The following is a 23,081-nucleotide window of genomic DNA, read 5'->3' on the forward strand; positions in this document are numbered from 1 at the left end:
GCGGGTCATCGCCGGGCGACCACCAGAGGCACCCCGGTGATCGGGTGCGGGAAGACGTCGACGGCCTGCCCGTAGACGGCCTCGATCCGCTCGGCGGTCAGCACCTCCGCCGGCGGACCCGAGGCCACGACCCGCCCTGAGGAGAGCAGGGTCACCCGATCGGCGTGGGCGAGGGCGGCGTTGAGATCGTGCAGCACGATCGCCACCGCGATGCCGGCGCCCGCCTGCTCGGTGATCAGCCGCATGACATCCTCGTGGTGCTTGAGGTCCAGTGCGGCGGTCGGCTCGTCGAGCAGCAGGATGCCGGTGCGCTGGGCGATCACGCGGGCCAGCGCGACCCGCGACCGCTCGCCGCCGGAGAGCGAGGTGATCGACCTCGCGCCGAGGGCTGCGACCTCGGTCGCCGTCATCGCCTCGAGCACGGCGGCATCGTCTTCGTCGGCCTCGGGTGCGCGCGCCCAGGGCGCCCTGCCCATGCGCACGACCTGCTCGGCCGTGAACGGGAACGAGACGGCGTTCTCCTGCAGCAGCACGGCGCGCTGCTGAGCGAGCAGGCGAGGGCTGATGCCGGTGATCGGCGTTCCGTCGAGATCGACCGTGCCGGTGGCCGGGGTGATGTCGCCGGAGAGCACGCTGAACAGCGTCGACTTACCGGCACCGTTGGGGCCGACGAGCGCGTGCACCTGACCCGCCTCGATCGAGATCGAAGCGTCGTCGAGGATCGCGCGACCCGCACCGACGCGTACCGTGAGTCCCGTGCCCTGCAGGCGCACGCTCATGCCCACCCTCCCGATCGACGCCGGGTGCGCACGAGGAGCCAGAGGAAGAACGGGCCGCCGACGAGCGAAGTGATCATGCCGATCGGCAGGTCGGCGAGGGGCACGGCGGTGCGGGCGACGAGATCGGCCAGGGCGATGAGCAGCGCGCCGCCGACGGCGGAGGCGATGGTCAGCGGTAGATGCGCCGGACCGATGATCATGCGCATGAGATGCGGCACCACGAGTCCTGCGAAGCCGATGATCCCGGCGAAGGCGACGGCCGCGCACACCAGCACGGCGACCGTGACGATCACCGTCATCCGCAGCACTTCGACGTTGACGCCGAGGTGCCGCGCCGTCCGCTCACCCAGCGCGAAGAGGTCGAGGCTCGGTGCGACGACGAGTGCGACGACGATGCCGATCGCGACGAGCGGCGCGACGAGGGCGGTGTTCGACCACAGTGCGCCGTTCAGCGAACCGAGCTGCCAGAACACGATCTGCTCACGGGTCGACGTCGTGCCGAGAAAAGTGAGGAACGCCATGCCCGCGCCGGCGATCGCGTTGATCGCGATGCCGGTCAACAGCAGCGTCACGACCTCGGTGCGTCCTCCCGATCTGCTGATGAAGTACACCGCCAGCACCGCGACCAGTCCGCCGAGGAACGCGAACACCGGCGTCGTCCACATGCCGAAGGCGGCGAGTCCGAGCGTGATGCTCGCCGCGGCGCCGAGAGCCGCGCCCGACGAGACGCCGACGACGCCGGCATCAGCCAGCGGATTGCCGAAGATCGCCTGCATGAGCACGCCGGAGACGGCCAGCGCCGCCCCGACCAGCAGGCCGAGCACGAGGCGCGGCATCCGCAGGTTGTAGATCACGCCGTAGTCGGTCGCGTCCGCAGGAGCCCACGCGGTGTCGATGCCGATGCCCTTCAGCAGCACGCCGACGAGGTCGGCGGGGGAGAGGTCGTACTGCCCGCTGGTGATCGAGGCGATGCAGGTGATCACGAGCGCGACGACGAGACCGATCAGCACCAGGGTGAAGCGCAGGCCCCGCCGCGTCGTCGGCGTCGGGGTGACGACCTCGCCGGTCACTTCGAGGACTCGGGGGCGTACAGGGCGCGGGCGAGAGCACCGATCACGTCGGCCGATCGCGGCCCGAAGCTGAGGATCTCAGTGTCGGCCATGTCGATGACGCGGCGGTTCTGACCAGCCGGGGTCTCGGCGACCGCGGGCACCCGTTCGATGAGACCGTCGATGCCGCCGACCGATTCCAGTCCATCGGTCATCATCACGAGCACGTCGGGCTTCGCCGCGACGAGCGCCTCAGCGGTCATCGGCTTCATGCCCTCCCAGCCGATCTCGGCGGCGACATCGACGCCGCCGACCGCATCGATCAACGAATCAGCGCCCGAGTCCTCACCGAAGATGTAATAGACATTGGCGCTGCCGCGCACGTAGAGGAACAGCATCCGCGCGCGATCCTCCTCCGCGGCGGGCGTGATCTCGGCGATCTCGGCCAGCTCCTCGGCGACGGCGGCATCGAGCCGCGCGATCAGCGCCTCGCCCCGGCTGGGCACGCCGAGAGCAGCGGCGATCTCGGTGACGAGCTCGCCGGTGGTGTCGAGACGGCGGTCGCTGGAGATGACGACCACGGCGATCCCGGCATCCCGCAACTGCTGGCGGACCTCCTTCGGCCCGATCGTCGTGTCGGTGAGCACCACGGTCGGCTTCAGCTCGAGGATCGCCTCGGGATTGAGCGTGTGCCCGGTCTTGGTCACGACAGGGAGGTCTTCCGTACCGTCGAAGTCGGTGGAGGAATCCCGCCCGACGACCTGGTCGCCGAGTCCCAACGCGAACACGGTCGAGGCGATCGTCCCGGAGATGTCGATCGGCAGGATGCGGTCCGCCGAGGTGACCTCGACCTCGCGTCCTTCGCTGTCGGTGACCGTAGCGGGGAGCACCGGTGCGGTGTCGTCTTCGACGGGGATGACGGCATGACTCGAGAGGCATGCGGTGGAGCCGCCGGAGACCGTGCGTACGTCGTCGGCCAGTTCGAGAGAGGCGAGAGGCTGGGACGCCTGAGGGCAGGCGTCGTCGGCGTCCGGGGCTGCGGACGAGGTCGTACCGGGTCCTGCGCAGGCCGAGAGACCCGCGATGAGCGCGACGGCGAGGGCGAGGGCAGAAACGCGGCGCATTAGGCAAGGCTAGCCTAAAAGTTGACGCCGTTCGGCATCCGCCTCTAGGCTCGGGCCGAGGCTTCTTCTTAGCTTAGCCTTACCAACACCCTTCCGAGTCCCGACCTCAGAGCGGCATCGGGTGCGCCGAGTCCTGCGCGCGCCCCTGTGCATGGAGAACCGTGAGAACCACAGCAATCGACCACCCGAAGAGCGCGCGACTGCGTGTCGCGCTCGCCGCCTTCCTCTCGTTCCTCCTGCTCGCGGCGGGAGTGCTCTCAGCCCCCGCCGCCCGCGCCGACGGTGTGAGCGTGTCGGCATCCGTGTCGGCCGCCGACACCAGCGGCGTCACGGTGCAGGTCGGTGCGTCGGGGCTTCCCGCTGACGTCACGAATCTGTACGCGGCGCTGATCGTCAAGGGCTCCGAAGGCGGTCTGAGCGCCGGCGGAGGCGGGTATGCGGCATTCGCGACACCCTTCCCCTCGGTGTCGGGTGGCGCGACGAGCTTCACCTTGACGGCCGCGGCCGCGGGGCTCGACCGCACGCAGGACTACGAGGTGCTGGTCTGGAAGCTGCACTCCAACGTCGACGCGAGCACGATCTACGGTCGCGCCGATGTCGCGATCTCGGATGCACAGTGGGAAGCCGTGTTCCCCACGCAGACCGAAGAGCCGGAGACTCCGGTGGACCCGGAGACTCCGGTTGATCCCGAAACCCCCGTTGACCCTGAGACGCCGGTCGATCCTGAGACCCCGGTCGATCCCGAGACTCCGGTCGATCCCGAGGTGCCCGCCTCCCCGTCGATCTCGGTGTTCCTGGCCGATGGTGTGACGCCGGCGGAGGGTGTCGCGTTGAAGGCCGGTGACACGGTCGTGGTGAAGGGCTCGGGCTATGACCCGAAGGCGAATGTCGGTGGTCGTGGTGTGCCGATTCCGGCGGATCTGCCGCAGGGCACGTACGTGGTGTTCGGCAACTTCGCCGCGGACTGGCAGCCGTCCACCGGTGCGGGCACGGCGGCGCGGTCGGTCGGCGCTCAGGTGTGGGCGCTCGATGAGGATGTGCTGAACAAGGTGCCGTCGCAGTACCAGTCGGCGATCCGTTCGTCGTGGGTCGACATCACGGATGCCGGAACCTTCGAGGCGACCCTCACTCTGAAGGATGCGGCGGCGACCCCTGGTTCGTACGGTGTCTACACGTATGCCGCGGGTGGCATCAAGAACGCCGACCAGGAGCGCAGCGTCCTGCTCGACTACGGCAACGCCCCCACGGTCACCGCGAACGTCACGAGCGCGACGACCGACGGGCTCACCGTCTCGGCATCCGCCGCGAAGCTGCGCACCACGGCCGGCGCTTATGTCGCGCTGATCGAGAAGGGCACCGAGGCGGACGTCACGTCGAGCGGCGGATTCGCCGCCATGCAGTACGTGCGCAGTGTCGTCGACGGTGCGTTCACCGTCGACCTGACCGCAGCCGCGAAGAGCCTCGACCGCTCGAAGACCTACGAGGTCATCGTCTGGCAGCAGCACACGCTGCCGACCGCCGCGACGATCTACGCCCGCACCGACGTCACCGTGACGGCCGAGCAGTGGGAGCAGGTGTTCCCCGCGATCGCGGATCCGTCGATCTCGGTGTTCCTGGCCGATGGTGTGACGCCGGCGGAGGGTGTCGCGTTGAAGGCCGGTGACACGGTCGTGGTGAAGGGCTCGGGCTATGACCCGAAGGCGAATGTCGGTGGTCGTGGTGTGCCGATTCCGGCGGATCTGCCGCAGGGCACGTACGTGGTGTTCGGCAACTTCGCCGCGGACTGGCAGCCGTCCACCGGTGCGGGCACGGCGGCGCGGTCGGTCGGCGCTCAGGTGTGGGCGCTCGATGAGGATGTGCTGAACAAGGTGCCGTCGCAGTACCAGTCGGCGATCCGTTCGTCGTGGGTCGACATCACGGATGCCGGAACCTTCGAGGCGACCCTCACTCTGAAGGATGCGGCGGCGACCCCTGGTTCGTACGGTGTCTACACGTATGCCGCGGGTGGCATCAAGAACGCCGACCAGGAGCGCAGCGTCCTGCTCGACTACGGCAACGCCCCCACGGTCACCGCGAACGTCACGAGCGCGACGACCGACGGGCTCACCGTCTCGGCATCCGCCGCGAAGCTGCGCACCACGGCCGGCGCTTATGTCGCACTGATCGAGAAGGGCACCGAGTCCGAGGTGACCGGAACCACCGGGTTCCTCGGCATGCAGTACGTGCGCACCGTCACCGACGGGGCATTCACGGTCGATCTCACGGCGGCGAAGAAGGACCTCGACCGCTCGAAGACCTACGAGGTCATCGTCTGGCAGCAGCACACGCTGCCGACCGCGGCGACGATCTACGCCCGCACCGACGTCACAGTGACGAGCGCGCAGTGGGACGCCGTGTTCCCCGCCCCCGCGGCATCCGTCTCCGCCGACGTGAAGAGTGCGACCGTCGACGGGCTGACCGTCTCGGCATCCGGCAAGGACCTCGGCGCGATCGCCGGCGCCTACGTGGCGCTGATCGAGAAGGGCACCGAGGCGGATGTCACGTCGAGCGGCGGATTCGCCGCGATGCAGTATGTGCGCAGTGTCGTCGACGGTGCGTTCACCGTCGACCTGACCGCGGCCGCGACGGGCCTCGACCGCTCGAAGACCTACGAGGTCATCGTCTGGCAGCAGCACACGCTGCCGACCGCCGCGACGATCTATGCCCGCACCGACGTCGTGGTCAGCGACGCCCAGTGGGATGCTGTCCTCGGCGAACAGGATTCGGCGTCGGTGTCGGCGACCGTCACCGGCGCCGACACGAACGGGCTCGAGGTCACCGCATCCGCGAAGAATCTCGGTGAGATCCCGGGCGCCTATGTCGCGCTGATCGAGAAGGGCACCGAGGCGGATGTCACCAGCGGCGGCGGCTACCTCGGCATGCAGTACGTGCGCAGCGTCACCGACGGGGCGTTCACCGTGGATCTGACTGCGTCGGCGAAGGATCTCGACCGCTCGAAGACGTATGAAGTGGTCGTCTGGCAGCAGCACACGCTGCCGACCGCCACGACGATCTACGCGCGCACCGACGTCGCCGTGTCCGCCGCCCAGTGGGAGTCCGTCTTCCCGAGCCCGGACAAGCCCGCCGTCAGCGCATCGGTCACCGGTGCCAGTGCGGCCACGGGTCTCACGGTCTCGGCATCCGCGAAGAACCTCGGCGCGGTCCCCGGCGCCTACGTCGCCCTGATCGAGAAGGGGTCCGACTCGTCGGTGACCGCCGAGGGCGGCTTCGCCGCCATGCAGTACGTGCGGAGCGTCACCGACGGTGCTCTCACGGTCGATCTCGTCGCCCCGGCGACCGCACTCGACCGCACGAAGGACTACGAGGTGATCGTCTGGCAGCAGCACACGCTGCCGAGCGCATCAACGATCTACGCGCGCACCACGGTGACGGTGACCGAGGCCCAGTGGGACCTCCTCTTCCCCAAGAACCCCGAGGAGCCGAAGCCCCCGGTCGTCGTCCCCCCGACGACTCCGCCGGTCGACGTGCCGGGTGGCTCGCTGCGCTGGGCGATCTCGTCGTCGTTCTCGAGCTACATCACAGGACCGATCGCGAAGGGTGCGATCGACGTCTCGAACGGCGCCACCCGCTCGGGCGGTGTGTTCCAGTTCGGTCAGACGACGGGCGGCGACTACAACACCGACACCGGCCTCGGCAGCGTCGTCTATCGCGGCTCCGTGCGCTTCACCGGGCACGGCACACTGCTCGATGTCACGGTGTCGAACCCGCAGATCCGGATCACCTCGGCGAACGCGGCGACGCTCTCTGTGACCTACGGCGGAGCGCAGGTCGACTTCGCGACGCTGGACCTGTCGCGTGCCTCGGTCGTCAAGGCCAGCGGCGCGGTCACGTACTCCGGGGCGACCGCTTCGCTCACCGCCGCAGGGCGCGACCGTGTGCTGTCGGGCTACGCGACCACGCTCGACCCGGTGACGTTCACGATCGGTTCGGTCGCGTCGGCGCCTGCCGGCACCACGGGCACCGTCGCCGTCGCGGCGGTGGCGAAGAAGGCGACGCTCCCGGCGACTCCGCCGGCGAGCACCGGCATCCAGATCGACTCCGACAACCTGGCCGCACTGCAGTCCGGCAAGACCGCGACGATCACGGCATCCGGATTCCAGCCGAACGAGGAGGACATCAAGGTCGTCGTGTACTCGACGCCCGTGCAGCTCGACACCGTCGTCGCCGACGCGAACGGCGTCGCGACCTGGACCGGCTCGGTGCCCGCGACTCTCGAGGACGGGGCGCACACGCTGACTCTGCAGGGGTCGGTCACCCGCGGTCTGGAGTTCACGCTCACCCGCGAGAGCGTCGTCATCGGCGCGTGCACGATCGACGGCGCCACTCTGAACTGGGGCTTCAAGGAATCGTTCCGCACCTACATCGAAGGCATCGCGCAGGGCGGCTGGACCCTCACCGACGTGGTCTACGAGTACCCGGACTTCGTCTGGACTGCAGGGAGCGGATCGTACGACGGTGAGACCGGGGCAGGACTCGTCACCTACGGCGGCGCGATCGAGTTCACCGGTCACGACGGAGCACTCGACACGACGCTGTCGAACGTCCGCATCGAGCTCGCGGGTACGACCGGCTACATCGTGGTCGACGTCACCGGCACCACCCAAGGCGGCGAGGTCGTCGACCAGAAGGACATCCGCTTCGCGGAGTTCGAGCTCGGCGACGCCGCACCCGTCGACGGCGTGCTCACGCTGGACGCGCTGCCTGCGACGCTGACGGATGCCGGAGCCGCGGCGTTCGGAACGTACGCCGCGGGCGACGAGCTCGACCCGGTGAGCGCCCTCATCCCCGTCGGCGCGGACTGCGGCGTGGCCGCAGTGCCGGCCGACGACGAGGAGGAGGGCACCGCGTCGGCGGCGACCACCTCGGTGAACGCCGAAGCCGGGATCGTGGCACAGGACGGTGTCCCGATCTGGGTCTGGGTCGTCGCGGGTCTCGTGCTCGTGGCGCTCGCCGGCACCGGTGGCGTGCTGATCGGTCGCCGCACCCGCGCGACCGGCGACAACGCGACGGCATCCGTCGACGCCTGACCGGCATCCTGCACGAACGGCCCCTCTTCGCGGAGGGGCCGTTCGGCGTTCCAAGCGTGGCCGACGATTCGCGCACCGATGACGACCACCGGGTCGCCGACGCCGCGAGCGTCTGTGCAGGCATCCCGCTGACGGCATATGCAGGGGGATAGCATGATCCGCACCGCAGCCGGGGTATCGACGACGACACAGGGGGAACACGGGATGGACACGCAGCAGGATCAGTTCGGCAGGCCGACAGGGGCGTTCATCGGGGCCGCATGGGTGGCGCTCGGTCTGGCGGTGCTCGTCTACATGATCAGTCTGTGGCGCGCTGAGATGGAGCCGTTCGAGAAGGGCTTCTTCCTCGGAGCGTTCTTCTTCGGGCTGGTCAGTGCCGTCGGTCTGCAGAAGTCGGTGCGTGATCGGCATGAGGGCGTCCCGGTCACGACGATCTATCTCGGGGTGTCCTGGATCGGGCTCGCCATCAGCATCGGGATGCTGGGCTGGGGGCTGTGGAACAGTCCGCTGCTTCCCAGCGAGAACGGTCTGTACGGCATCGCCTTCGCCATGGCGGTGTTCGCCACGGTGGTGGTGCAGAAGAACGTCCGCGACCAGCTCGCGTTCAAGGCGCGCCACCCCGAGCTCTACGGGCCGGCGGCTGTCGAAGCTCGCCGTCAGACCGCGCAGGGCGAGGTCTGAGCGGCCGACGAGCGCTCCGAGCGCCCGTCCGCCGCGTCAGGGGGTCGTCGCGGCGAGGCAACGGTGGGAGAATGGAGGCATGTCCTCCTCCGAGACCCCTCAGACCGTCGAAGCGACCGTGCGCCACGTGCCGCGGTACGGCGTGTTCATGGGCATCGGGGTGGTGCTCGGCGTGATCGCCGCGATCATCCTCACCTTCACCGGCAGCTTCGAGGAGTCGCAGGCGCTCGACGTGGTCTACCCGGCGGGTCAGGTCTTCGGATTCCTGCTGCTGTGGACCGCCCCGATCGGTCTGGCCCTCGGCGGCCTCGTCGCGATCGTGCTCGAACGCGTCGCCCGTCGCCGTGACCGTGTGGTGCGGGTCGAGCGCGAGACCATCATCGAAGCCGACTGAGAGCGCTGCGCTCGCTCAGCGACCGGGTGGTCCGAGATCAGGCGAGTTCCGCGATCACCGGTCCGATGGCCGCATCGAAGGCGACGATGTCGCGCCGCAACCCGTCGGTGACCGCGACCGTCAGCTCGCCGATCCACCAGATCCCGCGCTGCGAGAACGGCAGCACCTGCACGTTGAGCTCGAACGAGTGCGCACGGCGGCCGATGTCGCGCTCGAACTCCGCGATCGCGCTGGCGTAGGCCCGATAGGCGTCGCCGCCGGTGTGGCTCTTGACCGCCGACACGTAGCGTTCGTGAGCGGCCTGCGCGTAGCCGATGACGGATGCCGCCAGCGGACGGATGGCTGCCGAGAGCTCCTCCGCTCCGGTCGAGGGCAGGGCGACGAGCGTGTCGAAGCCGTCGATCAGCTCGAGCGGAACCCCGGAATGATGAGCCCGCGGCTCGACCGTCATGTCCCAGTACGCCTGCCACTGCGCCTCGAGCGCGGGCGATGCCTCGCCGGCATCCGATGCACGTGGCGGCAGATCCCGCAGCCCCGGCAGATCGCTGGGAGAGCGGATGCCGAGGGCCTGGCGCAGCCCGAGCGCGACGAGCACCGCGACACTCGCGTCTTCGCGGATCAGCCACTGCGGCTTCTCGGACATGGCCCCATCGTAGGGCGAGGAGCCCGGCATCCGCTCTCCCGTCTCACGGAGATCGGAGTGTCCGACGGGCGGTACTCTTGAGGAGTGGCTGCCTCCCCCAGCAATCCCTATTCCGAAGCCGGCGTCGACACCGCTGCAGGTGATCTCGCCGTCGAGCTGATGAAGTCGTCCGTGCGCGCGACGCACGGACCCGAAGTGCTGGGCGGTGTCGGCGGGTTCGCCGGGCTGTTCGACGCGAGTGCGTTGCTCGGTTACCGCCGTCCGCTGCTCGCCAGCAGCACGGACGGCGTCGGCACGAAGGTCGCGATCGCCCAGGCGATCGACAAGCACGACACGATCGGGCAGGACCTCGTCGGCATGGTCGTCGACGACATCGTCGTGGTGGGCGCGAAGCCGCTGTTCATGACCGACTACATCGCCTGCGGCAAGGTCGTGCCCGAGCGCATCGCCGACATCGTGCGCGGCATCGCCGAGGCGTGCTCCGCCACGGGCACCGCTCTCGTCGGCGGCGAGACCGCCGAGCACCCCGGCCTGCTCGGCCCGCGTGACTACGACGTCGCCGGAGCCGCCACCGGAGTGGTCGAGGCCGACGCGATCCTCGGCGCGGACCGCGTGCAGGACGGCGACGTCGTCCTTGCCGTCGCTTCCAGCGGTCTGCACTCCAACGGGTTCTCCCTCGTGCGCCACATCGTCACCAACGCCGGAATCGCCTACGCCGACCAGGCCGCCGACTTCGGCGCCACCTGGGGCGAGGCGCTCCTCGAGCCGACCCGCCTCTACACGCTTCCCCTGCTGCGCCTCATCGAGTCGCTCGGCGGAGGGGTCCACTCCCTCAGCCACGTGACGGGCGGCGGCATCGCGGCGAACCTCGCCCGCGTCCTCCCGCAGGGCAGCTGGGCCGAGGTCGACCGCAGCACCTGGTCGCCGAGTCCGGTCTTCCGCGTGCTGAGCGACATCGCGGGTTCCACTCTCGAATCGGCGGAGGGCACCTGGAACCTCGGCATCGGTTTCCTCGCGGTCATCGCCGCCGACAAGAAGGATGCTGCGATCGCCGCCCTTCAGGCTGAGGGCATGCCCGCATGGCAGGTCGCGACCGTCGGCATCGGCGCACGTCCCGCCGGTGAATTCGAGCAGGGCGCCAAGGGCGTCGACGGCGGAGCGGTGCGCCTCGTGGGCGCCTACTCGTCGAACTGAACACACGCGCTGAAGAACGGATGAAGTAACCACCCCATGTGCGGCATCGTCGGAATGGTCGGAACGGCTCCGGTCAACCAGGACATCTACGACGCTCTCCTCCTGCTGCAGCACCGCGGCCAGGACGCGACGGGCATCGCCACCGCAGAGCCGAACGGCGTCATGCACAACGCGAAGGCGCAGGGCATGGTGCGCGAGGCGTTCCGCACCCGCGACATGCGTTCGCTGCTCGGCAACGTCGGCCTCGGTCACGTGCGCTACGCGACCAAGGGCACGGCCTCCAGCGAAGAGGAGATGCAACCGTTCTACGTGAACGCGCCCTACGGCATCATCCTCATCCACAACGGCAACCTCACCAACACGCGTGAACTCACCGCCGAGATGGCGCAGCGCGACCGCCGTCACCTGAACTCCTCGAGCGACACCGAGCTGCTGCTCAACGTCCTCGCCGGCGAACTGCAGAACACGACCTCGACCGTCGACCTCGACCCCGAGCGCATCTTCGAGGCTGTCTCGCGCACCCACGAGCGCATCGAGGGCGCGTACGCCGTCATCGCCGTGATCGCCGGATACGGTCTGCTCGCGTTCCGCGACCCGTTCGGCATCCGTCCGCTGATCCTGGGGCGTCGCCCGTCGACCGTCGCAGGATCCGAAGGCAAGGACGAGTGGGTCGTCGCGAGCGAGTCCCTCGTGCTCGAGAACGCGGACTACGAGGTCGTCCGCGAGGTCGAGCCCGGAGAGGCCGTGTTCATCACGAACGACGGCGAGCTTTTCACGCAGCAGTGCGCGGCGGAGCCGACGCTCGCCCCGTGCGCGTTCGAATACGTCTACCTCGCTCGCCCCGACTCCGTCATGAACGGCATCTCGGTCTACGAGTCGCGGCTGCGCATGGGCGACCGCCTCGCCGACACGATCGCGAAGCACGTTCCGATGAACAAGATCGACGTCGTCATGCCGATCCCCGACTCCGCGCGGCCCGCCGCGATGGAGGTCGCCCGCAAGCTCGGCATCGAGTACCGCGAGGGCTTCTACAAGAACCGCTACGTCGGCCGGACCTTCATCATGCCGGGGCAGGCGGTGCGCAAGAAGAGCGTGCGGCAGAAGCTCAACGCCATGTCGACCGAGTTCATGGGCAAGAACGTGCTGCTGATCGACGACTCGATCGTGCGCGGCACCACCTCGAAGCAGATCATCCAGATGGCACGGGATGCCGGAGCCGTCTCGGTGACCTTCGCGTCCGCGGCGCCGCCGGTGCGGCATCCGCACGTCTACGGCATCAACATGCCGTCGCGTCAGGAGCTCATCGCGCACGGCCGGACGATCCCCGAGATCGCCGAAGAGCTCGGCTGCGACCACCTCGTGTACCAGGAGGTCGACGACCTCAAGGCCGCGATCACCGAGGGGTCGTCGGTCGACGACCTCGACATGAGCTGCTTCGACGGCCGCTACGTCACCGGCACGGTGTCGGACGAGTACCTCGCCTGGGTCGAGGGCTCGCAGACATCCTGATGCTCGTGTCCGCGCGCGAGTTCCGCGAGGCGCGGACATGAACGCCCTTCCGCTGTGGCGAGGCCGCGCTCTCGCACTGCTCGGGATCGTCCTCGTGGCGTTCTCGCTGCGATCGGCCGTCGCCTCGCTGTCGCCGGTGCTCGATCACGTCGCCCGAGACTTCTCGGTCTCGTCCGTCGTGGTCGGCCTCATCGGCGCCGCGCCACCGGTGTGCTTCGCGGTGTTCGGTCTGCTGACCCCGCTGGTCGAGCGCAGGTTCGGCCTGGAGCGCGTCGCGGTCATCGCGATCGGACTCGTCGCCGCCGGGCTGCTGCTGCGCGGACTCGCCGTCGACTCGACCACGCTGCTCGGTGCGACCGCGGTGATCTTCGCGGGAGTCGGCTCGGGCAACGTCATCCTCCCGCCGCTGGTGAAGAAGTACTTCCCCGATCGGCTCGGTCTGATGATGACGGTCTACTCGACGACCATGGCGGTGTCGACGTTCATCCCGCCGCTCGTCGCGGTTCCCGTCGCGGACTCACTGGGCTGGCGGGTGTCGCTGGGGCTGTGGGCGGTCTTCGCGCTCGCCGGCATCGTGCCGTGGATCACGATGCTGCTGAGCGGTCGGACGGCACCGGTCGCTGTTGCGAGCCCACGGTCCGATGATCGCGGTGACGAGCTTGCCGGTGACGGACTGACGGATGCCGTCACCACGGCGACCGGTCCGATCTCGACCCGACCCGCCAACCCCCGCATCTTCGGGCGGCTGTGGCGGCTGCCACTGCCCTGGGCCCTCGCGTTCGTGTTCGCGGCATCCTCGTCGATGGCCTATGCGTCTTTCGCCTGGTTGCCGAGCCTGCTGGTCGACACGGCCGGTGTGTCGCCCGCTGAGGCAGGGCTGCTGCTGTCGCTGTTCGCGCTGATGGGCATGCCGTGCTCACTGCTCGTGCCAGTGCTGGTGGTGCGCTTCCAGGCCACGCGCGTGCTGTTCTTCTTCGCGATCGCCATGGGCCTGGTGGGCATCGCCGGGCTTCTTCTCGCCCCGACGTTCGCGCCCGTTCTATGGATCGCGATCTTCGGTCTCACAGCTGCGCTGTTCCCGCTGAGCCTCGTGCTGCTCAGCATCCGAGCCCGCACACCCGAGAGCGCCGTCGCGCTGAGCGGATTCGTGCAGAGCATCGGCTACGGGATCGCCGCGCTCTTCCCCCTTCTGATGGGGCTGCTGCACGACGTCACCGGAGGGTGGCAGGCGCCGTTGCTGCTGCTCGCGGGGGCGCTGGTGATCGCCTGCCCCGCGGGCTGGATCGCCGGGCGTCGACAGACCATCGAGGACCAGTGGGAGCACCGGCACGGACGCTGGTGACTCGACGGGGTGTCCTGAGCGCCCTTCGTCTCGCTTCGCTTGCTCAGGGACCGGGGTGTCCGCGATGACCGGAGTCAGGGCACGACGAAACCCCCGCGCTGGTGTGCGCGGGGGCGGAGCCGAGCGGAGGGGCGGTCAGGCCTTCTCTAGCTCGTCTTCGTCTTCGTCTTCGTACTGATCGGCCCACTTGTCGACGTACTCCGGCTCGGAGTCGTCGCTCGGATGCCCGAGCTCACGTTCCAGCGCGGAATAGTTCACCGACGGACTGAACGACTTGAGTTCGCGGGCGATTTTGGTGTGCTTCGCCTTTTGACGGCCACGGCCCATGCGCGAGACCCCCTCACGAGTTAGCTGCGGGCTGGAATGGGGCCCGACACGTTTCACGACACCGGCTTGAGGCCGGTAAGAGTAGCATTCAGGATAGCACGGTGGTAAGACCCTCTGGCTGAGGCCAGGCTGGTGAAGGGAGTGATCCTCATGACCGACAGCACCTCCGCTCCGCGCGACGAGGCCGCCCAGAACGCGACGCTGCAGAAGGCGGTGATCGTCGGCCTGCAGCCCGGCCAGGCGAGGCGCGTACTCGATGAGGCCGCCAGGTTCGCGGTGCTTCTGCGTGTTCCCCTCGTGGTGGCCCACGTCGATGTGACGCGCTTCGTCACCTACGAGGATCCGGACGGCTACGTGCACTCCGCGCCGATCGACATCAACTTCCAGGCGGGCGCCGCCGAGTTCGAGGCCGTGCAGCGCGAGGCAGCAGCGGCGCTCGACGGCACCGGAATCACCTGGACGGCGCGCCAGCTGGTGGGGGACCCCGCCCTGGCGATCAAGCAGCTCGCGAACAAGCTCGACGCTCAGCTCATCGTCGTCGGCACCCGCAAGCGGGGGATCGGCGAGTCGATCCGCGAGTTCTTCACCGGCTCGGTCGCTGCGCGCCTCGCGCACCGGCAGCATCGGTCGGTTCTCGTGGTTCCGCTCGAGGAGCCGGTGCCCGACGATCAGAAGGAGATCTGGGTCGAGTAGTCCCCGGCATCCTGCCTTCCCGTCGGCCGTCGCCGAGGCCCCTGTCTATCGATGCTCAGCGGGGGCGTCGGCATCCGTGAACGGTCAGTGCCCGGACGGGATGCTCAGCGCTCAGACAGCCGCGGTCAGCGCCCGGACAGTCCGGCCAGTGCCGAGGTCACGGCCTTGGCCGCAGCATCCAGCCCGTCCTCCAACTCCGAGACGATGGATGCCGGCAGCAGCCCGCCCTTGGCCACGTGAGTGCGGAGGTCGGTGCGCACCCTCGCGCGGAACGCGTTGATCACGGCATCCGCTCGGTGCACCTCTTCGCGGCTGGTGAGGCGGTCGTCGTCCTGGGGTGTTCGCGGACGCTCCTTCGAGGATCGCCGGTCGTCCTTCTCGGCGGTCGCCAGGTCGGCGCGGAGGCTCTTCATCGCCTCTTTGACGCTCTGGCGCACCTCGTTGGCGATCAGGCGCACCGAGTCGGTGAGCCCCGCCTCGATGCCCGCGAGATCGGATTCGCGAGAGGAGACCTCGGCGCGTCCGGCATCCGTGATCGCGTAGATCGTGGTGCGGCCGTCGACGGTCTTGGTGACGAGGCCCTCCTCCTCGAGCTTCGCGAGGCGGGGGTAGATCGTGCCGGCGCTGGGCGTGTAGGTGCCGCCCGTGCGGTCGGTCAGGGCCTGGATGATGCCGTAGCCGTGCTGCGGCGACTCGGCGAGCAGCGACAGCAGATAGAGGCGCAGGTCGCCGTGGGAGAACACCGCGGGACTCATGAGTCCCACTCCTCGTCGTTCGCGATCGACTGCGGTGCCCGTCGCAGCACGGTGACGCCGCCCGAGACGGAGTTCGCTCGGAGGTCGACGAAGCGGCCCGCGAGCTCGCCGGTCGAACCGGTGAAGTTGCTCGGACCCGAGGATCCGCGCTCGACGCCGTCGACGAGGATGCGTCCGCTCATCGAACGGATGACGTAGTTCGCGGCGAGCGACTCATCGAGGCGCACGGTCGTGCCGCCCGAGACGGTGTTGACGTTGATGGTGTTCACGTCGCCCGCGGCGTCGACGAGCGTCGCGCCCGAGACGATGTCGATCGTGGCCTTGCGCACGGTGCCCGTCACCGCGACGTCTCCCGAGACGCTGTTGGCGGTGATCGAGCCGGTGAGGCCGCGCACCTGCACGTCGCCGGAGACGGTGTTGACGGTGAGGTCGCCGATCAGGGTGTCGACGATGATGTCGCCGGAGACGGTGTTCAGCCGGGCATCGTTGCGGATGCCGGAGATGAGGGCCCCTGCGCTCACCACGCCGAGGTTCAGGGCGATCGCGCGGGGGACCGCGACGCTCACCTCGGCCTTGGGGCCGCCGGAGCCGAAATTGCGGAACACCTCGAGGAAGTTGTCCCAGCCCAGCTGCGGGTGATCGATCTCGACCGCGCCATCGATGGATTCGATGCGCAGATCCTTGGTGGTGACACCGTGCACCTCGATGCGGATGCCGGGTTCGTCGTGCGCGATCACATCAACCTGCCCGCCGACGAGGCTGATCTTCAGCTTCGTGACGTTCTCGATGTCGATGACGCGTTCCTCGCCCGGGGCGATGAGCCACTTCTCGGTCATGTCTGTTCTCCTTGGTCGGAATCGCGTTATATCGCGTGTGAAGATCGTAACACGATATAACTCGAGTTTGTCAAGGGGTGGGTGAAAACCCCTGGTGGCGGCATCCGCTCTGATCATTGCGTCGGCGCGGTGTCCGCTTTGCAGGCTCGATCCGGGGAGATCTCGCCTGCAAAACGGATTCGGCGCCGACAGAGCGGCGAGAGCGACGGATGCTGAGTCGGCCCGCCGAGCGTCAGGCGAGCGGCTCGGCGTGCCAGATCCGGTCGAGGTAGTCGCGGATCGACCGGTCGGAGGAGAAGTACCCGGTGCGGGCGACGTTGAGGATCGCCGAGCGGTTCCACCGGTCCTGGTCGGCGTATGCGGCATCGACCCGCTCCTGCGCGGCGATGTACGAGGCGTAGTCCGCCAGCACCATGAAACGGTCCTCGTAGAGCAGGTTCGACACCACCGGCTCGAACACCGAGCGGTCGCCGCCCGAGAACGCGCCCGAGGCGATGAGGTCGATCGCCCGGCGCAGTCCGGCGTCCGCCTGATAGAAGTCGCCGGGGCGGTATCCCGCTGACTCGAGAGCCGCGACCTCGGGCTCGGCCATGCCGAACAGGAAGAAGTGGTCATCGCCGACCAGCTCGCGGATCTCGACGTTCGCGCCATCGTCCGTGCCGATCGTGAGCGCACCGTTGAGGGCGAACTTCATGTTGCCCGTGCCAGACGCCTCTTTGCCGGCGAGCGAGATCTGCTCCGACAGGTCGGCGGCGGGGATCACGCGCTCGGCGAGCGTGACGTTGTAGTTCGCCGGGAAGACGACCTTGAGGCGTCCTTCCAGTCGAGGATCCGTGTTCACGACCGAGCCGACCGCGTTGATGAGGTGGATGATCCTCTTCGCCATCGCATACCCGGGCGCCGCTTTCGCGCCGAACAGCGCGGTGCGCGGAACCACGTCCGAGACGGCGACCCGTCCCGAGATCACGCCTTCGTACGTCGTCACCACGTGCAGCAGCTTGAGCATCTGCCGCTTGTACTCGTGCAGGCGCTTGACCATGACGTCGATCAGGTGCCCGTCGCCGACGTGCACGCCGTCGCGCTCGCGCAGCACCGCATCGAGCGTGCGCTTGTTGGCCGCCTTGACCGCCGCGAAGCGTTCGCGGAACGATGCGTCGTCGGCGTAGGGCTCGAGTTCGCGCAGGCGCTCGAGATCGGCCACCCAGCCGTCGCCGATCGCCTCGGTGATGAGACCGGACAGTCCGGGATTCGCCAGTCGCAGGAACCGCCGCGGAGTCACGCCGTTCGTCACGTTCGTGAACTTCTCGGGGAAGAGCTCGCTGAAGTCGTGCAGCACCTTGTCGCGCAGCAACTGCGAGTGCAGCTCCGCGACGCCGTTGACGCGCGAACCAGCGACTGTCGCGAGATATGCCATCCGCACCGACCGGACCGGATGCTCGGCGATGATCGACATGTTCCGGATGCGCAGCTCGTCGTCGCCGAACTGCTCGCGCACGGCATCCAGGAACTCCTCGTTGATCCGATAGATGATCTCGAGGTGCCGCGGCAGCAGGCGCCCGAGCAGATCGACCGGCCACACCTCGAGGGCTTCGGGGAGCAGCGTGTGGCACGTGTAGGCGAAGCACCGCCGGGCGATCGCCCACGCAGCATCCCACTCCATCGCGTGTTCGTCGGTCAGCACCCGGATCAGCTCTGGGACTGCGATCACCGGATGAGTGTCGTTGAGCTGGAAGATCGCCAGGTGCGGGAGGTCGCTGAGCGGGCGTCCGTCGGCGAGCAGGCGGTCGATGACGTCGTGGACGGATGCCGCGACGAAGAAGTACTGCTGCTGCAGACGCAGCTCCTTGCCCTGCGGCGTCGAGTCCTCAGGGTAGAGCACCTTCGAGATGTTCTCGGCGTAGGTCTGTGCGCGCACGGCCTCTTCGTAATCGCCGGAGTTGAAGATGCGCAGGTCGAATGCCTGGGTCGCGACCGCGCTCCACAGACGCAGGGTGTTCACGCGCTCGTTGCGGTACCCCGGCACGAGGAAGTCGTGCGGCACCGCACGAACGTTCCACGCCGGGATCCAGCGGGAGCGCCTCACACCCTCGTCGTCATAGTGCTCGGTGGCGCCACCGAACGAGATCGTCTGCGCGAGCTCGGGACGCGGGAAGTCCCAGGGGGAGCCGAGCGTGAGCCACGAGTCCGGCTGCTCGACCTGCTGGCCCTCGATGAAGGTCTGGCGGAAGATGCCGTACTCGTAGCGGATGCCGTAGCCGATGCTGGGCACGCCGATGGTCGCGAGCGAGTCGACGAAGCAGGCGGCGAGGCGTCCGAGCCCGCCGTTGCCGAGGCCGGGCTCGACCTCCTGCGAGCGGAGCTCATCGAGGTCGACGCCGAGGGAGTCGAGCGCCCCGGATGCCGTCTCGGCGAGGTCGGCGGCGAGCAGTCCGTTGTCGAGCTGCCGGCCGAGCAGGTACTCGGCCGAGAGGTAGTGCACGGTCTTCGACGGCGTCTCATGCTGCGCCGCCTGGTCGTCGATCCAGCGCGCGATCAGGTGGTCGCGCACCGTGTGTGCGAGGGCGAGATAGCGGTCGTTCGCGCTGGACTCGGCGAGGGAGACTCCGAGGTCGCGGACCAGGTGGTCGAGGAACTGCTGGGCGAAGTCGGTCGTCGACACGGTGCGGGTTTCGGTCACCAGATGACCGTAGCGAGCCGATGCGGCGATCGTGTGAAGAACGTGCGAAGAATATCAGTCGAGCAGTTGACCTTGACGTTGCGTCAACTTCTAGCGTGGAGATATCGGAGACGAACGGATGCCGAGAGGAGAGGTCATGACAGGACGCGACTGGTCCATCCAGGAGATCGCCCGGATCGCGGGGACGACGAGCCGAGCGCTTCGGCACTACGGCGACATCGGGCTGCTGCCGCCCTCGCGGATCGGCCGCAACGGCTATCGGTACTACGACGAGACCGCGCTCGTGCGCCTGCAGCGCATCCTGCTGCTGCGCGAGCTCGGACTCGGGCTGCCGCAGATCGGGGATGTGCTGGGGCCCTCGGCAGGCTCAGGGACCCAGGGTGCGTCGACGCCTCCGGGTGCCGAAGCATCCGCTCTGGAGACGCATCTCGCGCTGCTGCGCGAGGAGCAGAGCAGGCTGGCGCGGCAGATCGCGTCGGTCGAGAGCACCATCGAGGGTTTGAGGGGAGGTGAGGAACTCATGGCAGAGAACATGTTCGACGGGTTCGACCACACCCGTCACCGGGACGAAGTCGAGCAGCGCTGGGGCGAGAAGGCCTACGCTGACGGCGACCACTGGTGGCGGGGCATGACGGATACCGAGCGTGCCGAGTGGCAGCAGCGCGTCGCAGACCTGGGTCAGGACTGGATCGCCGCGGCGGAGAGCGGTGTCGACCCGGCATCCGCCGAGGCGCAGGCTCTGGCCCGGCGGCACGTGGAGTGGCTGACGGGCATTCCGGGGACTCCGGCGTCGGCCCCGGGAGGCGACGTCAAGGCGTACGTGACGGGTCTCGGCGAGATGTACGTCGCGGATCCGCGCTTCGGCGCGAACTACGCGACGTCGACCGGCGGCACGCACGGAGCGGAGTTCGTCCGCGACGCGCTCCGCGTCTACGCGGACGCGCACCTGTAGGAGGCGCCCTTCGTCTCGCTGCGCTCGCTCAGGGACCGGTGATTGGAGATCCGGTCCCTGAGCGACGAGCGCCAGCGAGGAGCGCCAGCGACGAGCGCCGTACTGAGCGAGCGAAGCGAGTCGAAATGACGAAGGGCGCCCGCTCGGAACCGAGAGGCTCACGGCATATCGAAGACGCCACCCCGACGCAAGACCGCGAACGGATGCCGCCGCCGGGCGTAGTGTCGTGCCATGACCCGCCGTCGGGAGCCCCCGCACGCGGCACCGCTGTTCACGACGGCGGCTGTCGCCTACGCCGCGAACTGCGCCCTCGGCGCCGCCGTCGCTTCAAGACTCATCGACACGAGTCGCTTCCGCTGGGTGCACCACGCGCTCTACATCGCGACCTGTGCGACCACCGCGGCCGCCGTGATCACCGGCGTCCGCTCGCACCGTCCGGCCGCGCTCACCCTGCTTCCGGCCGCCGTGCCTCTCGCGGCCATCCCGTACCTCGGCACGCACACGCGACGGCATCCGCTCGTGGCGCTCGCCGCAGCGCCGTTCCTCCTGGCGGGACTCCTCGTATCCCGCACTCCCTCCGCCCCCTCCGACCGGAAGTGACCGCATGGACCTGCTCGACGCCATCCGCCGCCGCAAGACCACGAACGGGCCGTTCCTGCCCGATCCGGTGTCGGAGGAGCACCAGCGCATCCTGCTCGAGGCCGCCGGTCGCGCGCCCTCGCAGCTGAACAGCCAGCCCTGGCGGTTCGTCGTGATCGAGAACCGCGACACGATCGAGAAGATCGCGCGCATCTCGGGCGAGAGCATGACCGAGGCGATGTCGAACGGGACGTTCTTCGAGCGGTACAAGCCGTACTTCCGCTTCAGTCAGGCCGAGATGGAGCAGAAGCGCAGCGGGATGCTGTTCGACAAGCTCCCCGCCGCGCTCCGGCCCTTCACGAGCCAGGTGTTCACCAAGCGCGGACAGAAGCTCATGAACACCTTCGGCGTGCCGAAGACCCTCGGCGAGGAGAACCACAAGCTCGTCGCCGGGTCACCACTGCTGCTCGGCGTGATGCTCGACCGCAGCGAGTACCGACCGGGGCAGCTGTCGTCGTTCTACTCGGTGTTCAGCATGGGGGCGGCGATGGAGAACGTCTGGCTCACCACGGTCGAGCTCGGGATGGGCATCCAGTTCATCTCGTTCCCGATGGAGGTGCCGGGCAAGTGGGACGAGATCGTCGAGCTGCTGCGCGTGCCTGACGACCTCGAGCTCATGGCTGTCTACCGCCTCGGGTACGTGCCCCATGACCAGCGCCGCCCGGCGATCGATTGGTCGAGCCACCAGCGCAAGCTCGTGTCGCAGTACGTGTTCCGCGAGAGCTGCGACGAGCCGCAGGCGGGGTGGGATGCTCCGCCCGCGGCTCCTGCGCAGGGCTGAGACTCAGCCGCCGACCTTTCGCGGCAGCATCCGCAGATCTTGTACCGCCGGGCCCTCGATGCGGGTGCCGTCGGGGGCGAAGCGGGAGGCGTGCAGCGGGCAGTCCCACGTGCAGTCCGCGTCGTTCCAGTCGAGCACGCCGCCGAGATGCGGGCACACCGCGTCGACCGCACGGGTGATTCCGTCGACGGTCGAGACCCCGACGGGGAGCCCGCCCCGGTTCGCGACGGTTCCGCGCCCCTCGGCCGGTCGCGGCACCGGCACCGGCCGCGCCTCGGCGCTCGCCCACCCGGTCGCGGCCGCCTTCGCGACCCGTGCCCCCTCCGCCGCACCGCGGGCGAGATCGGCGGGCACCGTGAGGCGGGTGCCCAGTGTCGTCATCCAGTCCGGGCGCTCGCTGCGATGAGCGCCGAGGATCTCGGAGGTCAGCCGCAGCGCGGCAGCCGGGGCATTCGAGAGTCCCCACTTCGCGTAGCCGGTCGCGAGTCGGATGCGACCGAGCCCGCGCGGAAGCGCTCCGACGAAGGGGATGAGGTTGTGCGACTCGTAGTCCTGCGCCGACCAGCGGTGCGTCTCCTCGGCATCCGGGAAGTGACGGCGGGTCCACGCGACGATCTCCTCGATGCCCGCACGCTCGCTGGCGCTGCGCCCGACCGGGTGTCCGTTGCCCCCGACGATGAGTTCGCCCTCGCCAGCCGGTCCATCGGATGCCGACACCGGCCGAATCGATCGGGTGGGTCCGTCGACGGAGATGTACGTCGCGTCCGGCACCTCGCCCGTCACACGGAACGAGACGCAGTATGAGCGGAATCCGCGGATCTTCATGAAGTAGAGCCCGCGATCGAGGATCGGAGACCCGGTGGCGATCACGATGTGCTCGGCGAACAGAGGGCCTTCAGCGGTCTCGACGCGCGTCTCTGGCAGCGCGTGCGCGCTCGCCACGCGGATCCCGGTGTGCAGGGTGCCTCCCGAGGCGAGCAGCTCTTCGGCGAGAGCGGATGCCACTCGCATCGGGTCGATCGTCACCTGGTCCTCGAGGGCGACGGCTCCCGTGAGAGGAAAGGGCGTGGACGGCAGGTCTCCCGGCATCCGCAGCCGAGTGGCGAGTCCGGCTTCGCGGGCCGCGGCGTGCTGCGCGCGCACGCTGTCGAGGCCGGCGGGTCCCTGCGCGTAGGTGTGATCCGTGCGCTTCTCGTAGGGCACCCCGGCATGCTCGGCGAAGGCCAGCAGCCAGTCCCTGCCATCACGATTGGCGTCGACGTAGGCGCGCACGAGCGATGCGGGGTGGTGCGTGCGGATCTCGGCGAGCCGCTGGCCCTGCAGCAAGGAGAGTTTGCCGGTGTTCCCGCCGCTCGCGAGCTGCGCCACGGGTCCCGCGTCGAGCACCGCGACGTCGCGTCCCGCTCGGGTGAGCATGACGGCGGTCGAGAGGCCGGTGAGCCCGGCACCGACGATGACGACATCGTGCCGGGTGCCGGGTTCGAAGGGGATGCCGGCCGGAGGGACGCTGTCGATCTTCCAGAGCGGATGCATGCGGGTAGTCTTCGCCTGCGTGGTCGTCGCGCACAGCGGGTTGACATCGCCGAGGCCGGCTGTCAGAGCGGCGCGTAGAGTGTGCG

General features: G+C 68.8%; 19 protein-coding genes. 10 read left to right on the forward strand and 9 right to left on the reverse strand.

Annotated features, from left to right (window positions below; all coding sequences use genetic code 11):
• Positions 1-5: 5 nt before the first annotated feature.
• The 3 genes from ACI3KS_RS01380 to ACI3KS_RS01390 are packed head-to-tail and all read right to left on the reverse strand — an operon-like array spanning position 6 to position 2,952.
• Complete coding sequence (locus tag ACI3KS_RS01380; protein WP_404914424.1) at positions 6-779, reverse strand: heme ABC transporter ATP-binding protein; 774 nt, start codon at positions 777-779, stop codon at positions 6-8.
• Entirely contained in the window at positions 776-1,849 is a 1,074-nt protein-coding gene (locus tag ACI3KS_RS01385; protein ID WP_404914426.1) for a FecCD family ABC transporter permease, read from the reverse strand. The genes ACI3KS_RS01380 and ACI3KS_RS01385 overlap by 4 nt, the downstream gene beginning before the upstream one ends.
• Complete coding sequence (locus tag ACI3KS_RS01390; protein ID WP_404914428.1) at positions 1,846-2,952, reverse strand: hemin ABC transporter substrate-binding protein; 1,107 nt, start codon at positions 2,950-2,952, stop codon at positions 1,846-1,848. Before ACI3KS_RS01390 ends, ACI3KS_RS01385 begins: the two co-directional genes overlap by 4 nt.
• Positions 2,953-3,113: 161 nt before the next feature.
• Here ACI3KS_RS01390 and ACI3KS_RS01395 point away from each other — a divergent pair, with 161 nt between their 5' ends.
• The 3 genes from ACI3KS_RS01395 to ACI3KS_RS01405 all read left to right on the forward strand — a co-directional run bounded on the left by ACI3KS_RS01395 (position 3,114) and on the right by ACI3KS_RS01405 (position 9,114).
• A complete protein-coding gene (locus ACI3KS_RS01395; protein ID WP_404914430.1) occupies positions 3,114-8,039 on the forward strand; it encodes an HtaA domain-containing protein in 4,926 nt (1,641 codons plus the stop codon).
• Between the two features lie 153 nt (positions 8,040-8,192).
• Positions 8,193-8,720 carry an inner membrane protein YiaA gene (yiaA, locus tag ACI3KS_RS01400; protein WP_404914432.1) on the forward strand — a complete coding sequence of 176 codons (528 nt, stop codon included), beginning with the start codon at positions 8,193-8,195 and terminating at the stop codon, positions 8,718-8,720.
• Between the two features lie 79 nt (positions 8,721-8,799).
• Positions 8,800-9,114 (forward strand): potassium transporter Trk, encoded by a 315-nt coding sequence (locus ACI3KS_RS01405; RefSeq protein WP_404914434.1) that lies wholly within the window; start codon positions 8,800-8,802, stop codon positions 9,112-9,114.
• A gap of 37 nt (positions 9,115-9,151) precedes the next feature.
• Here ACI3KS_RS01405 and ACI3KS_RS01410 read toward each other — a convergent pair whose 3' ends face one another.
• Complete coding sequence (locus tag ACI3KS_RS01410; RefSeq protein ID WP_404914436.1) at positions 9,152-9,757, reverse strand: zinc-binding alcohol dehydrogenase; 606 nt, start codon at positions 9,755-9,757, stop codon at positions 9,152-9,154.
• Positions 9,758-9,841: 84 nt separating this feature from the next.
• Between ACI3KS_RS01410 and purM the strand changes: the two genes are divergently transcribed.
• Genes purM through ACI3KS_RS01425 form a run of 3 tightly spaced genes read left to right on the forward strand, consistent with a single transcriptional unit; the run spans position 9,842 to position 13,802 of the window.
• Positions 9,842-10,951, forward strand: a complete 1,110-nt coding sequence (gene purM, locus ACI3KS_RS01415) for a phosphoribosylformylglycinamidine cyclo-ligase (RefSeq protein ID WP_404914438.1) — start codon at positions 9,842-9,844, stop codon at positions 10,949-10,951.
• Between the two features lie 36 nt (positions 10,952-10,987).
• Positions 10,988-12,460, forward strand: coding sequence for an amidophosphoribosyltransferase (purF, locus tag ACI3KS_RS01420; protein ID WP_404914440.1), 1,473 nt, complete (start codon positions 10,988-10,990; stop codon positions 12,458-12,460).
• A 37-nt stretch (positions 12,461-12,497) separates the two neighbouring features.
• Complete coding sequence (locus ACI3KS_RS01425) at positions 12,498-13,802, forward strand: CynX/NimT family MFS transporter (protein ID WP_404914442.1); 1,305 nt, start codon at positions 12,498-12,500, stop codon at positions 13,800-13,802.
• Positions 13,803-13,937: 135 nt separating this feature from the next.
• On the opposite strand, the gene ACI3KS_RS01430 is transcribed toward ACI3KS_RS01425, so the two are convergent.
• The gene (locus ACI3KS_RS01430; RefSeq protein WP_404914444.1) at positions 13,938-14,129 is read right to left on the reverse strand and encodes a DUF3073 domain-containing protein; all 192 of its coding nucleotides are present in this window, start codon (positions 14,127-14,129) and stop codon (positions 13,938-13,940) included.
• A gap of 150 nt (positions 14,130-14,279) precedes the next feature.
• On the opposite strand from ACI3KS_RS01430, the gene ACI3KS_RS01435 reads away from it, so the two are divergent.
• Entirely contained in the window at positions 14,280-14,822 is a 543-nt protein-coding gene (locus ACI3KS_RS01435; RefSeq protein WP_404914446.1) for a universal stress protein, read from the forward strand.
• 125 nt (positions 14,823-14,947) lie between these two features.
• Here ACI3KS_RS01435 and ACI3KS_RS01440 read toward each other — a convergent pair whose 3' ends face one another.
• The 3 genes from ACI3KS_RS01440 to ACI3KS_RS01450 form a co-directional block, all read right to left on the reverse strand.
• Positions 14,948-15,577 (reverse strand): PadR family transcriptional regulator, encoded by a 630-nt coding sequence (locus ACI3KS_RS01440; protein ID WP_404914448.1) that lies wholly within the window; start codon positions 15,575-15,577, stop codon positions 14,948-14,950.
• Complete coding sequence (locus ACI3KS_RS01445; protein ID WP_404914450.1) at positions 15,574-16,413, reverse strand: DUF4097 family beta strand repeat-containing protein; 840 nt, start codon at positions 16,411-16,413, stop codon at positions 15,574-15,576. The genes ACI3KS_RS01440 and ACI3KS_RS01445 overlap by 4 nt, the downstream gene beginning before the upstream one ends.
• Before the next feature lie 232 nt (positions 16,414-16,645).
• A complete protein-coding gene (locus ACI3KS_RS01450) occupies positions 16,646-19,090 on the reverse strand; it encodes a glycogen/starch/alpha-glucan phosphorylase (protein ID WP_404914452.1) in 2,445 nt (814 codons plus the stop codon).
• A gap of 136 nt (positions 19,091-19,226) precedes the next feature.
• On the opposite strand from ACI3KS_RS01450, the gene ACI3KS_RS01455 reads away from it, so the two are divergent.
• From ACI3KS_RS01455 to ACI3KS_RS01465, 3 genes are all read left to right on the forward strand, one after another.
• A complete protein-coding gene (locus ACI3KS_RS01455; protein ID WP_404914454.1) occupies positions 19,227-20,042 on the forward strand; it encodes a MerR family transcriptional regulator in 816 nt (271 codons plus the stop codon).
• 231 nt (positions 20,043-20,273) lie between these two features.
• Complete coding sequence (locus ACI3KS_RS01460; RefSeq protein WP_404914456.1) at positions 20,274-20,642, forward strand: hypothetical protein; 369 nt, start codon at positions 20,274-20,276, stop codon at positions 20,640-20,642.
• Positions 20,643-20,646: 4 nt separating this feature from the next.
• Positions 20,647-21,462 (forward strand): nitroreductase family protein, encoded by an 816-nt coding sequence (locus tag ACI3KS_RS01465; RefSeq protein ID WP_404914458.1) that lies wholly within the window; start codon positions 20,647-20,649, stop codon positions 21,460-21,462.
• Between the two features lie 3 nt (positions 21,463-21,465).
• Here the strand turns inward: ACI3KS_RS01465 and ACI3KS_RS01470 are convergent, their stop codons facing one another.
• Positions 21,466-22,995, reverse strand: coding sequence for an FAD-dependent oxidoreductase (locus ACI3KS_RS01470; protein ID WP_404914459.1), 1,530 nt, complete (start codon positions 22,993-22,995; stop codon positions 21,466-21,468).
• Between the last annotated feature and the right edge of the window lie 86 nt (positions 22,996-23,081).

It is taken from the genome of Microbacterium sp. ZW T5_45 (assembly GCF_044987415.1).
Lineage (GTDB): Bacteria > Actinomycetota > Actinomycetes > Actinomycetales > Microbacteriaceae > Microbacterium.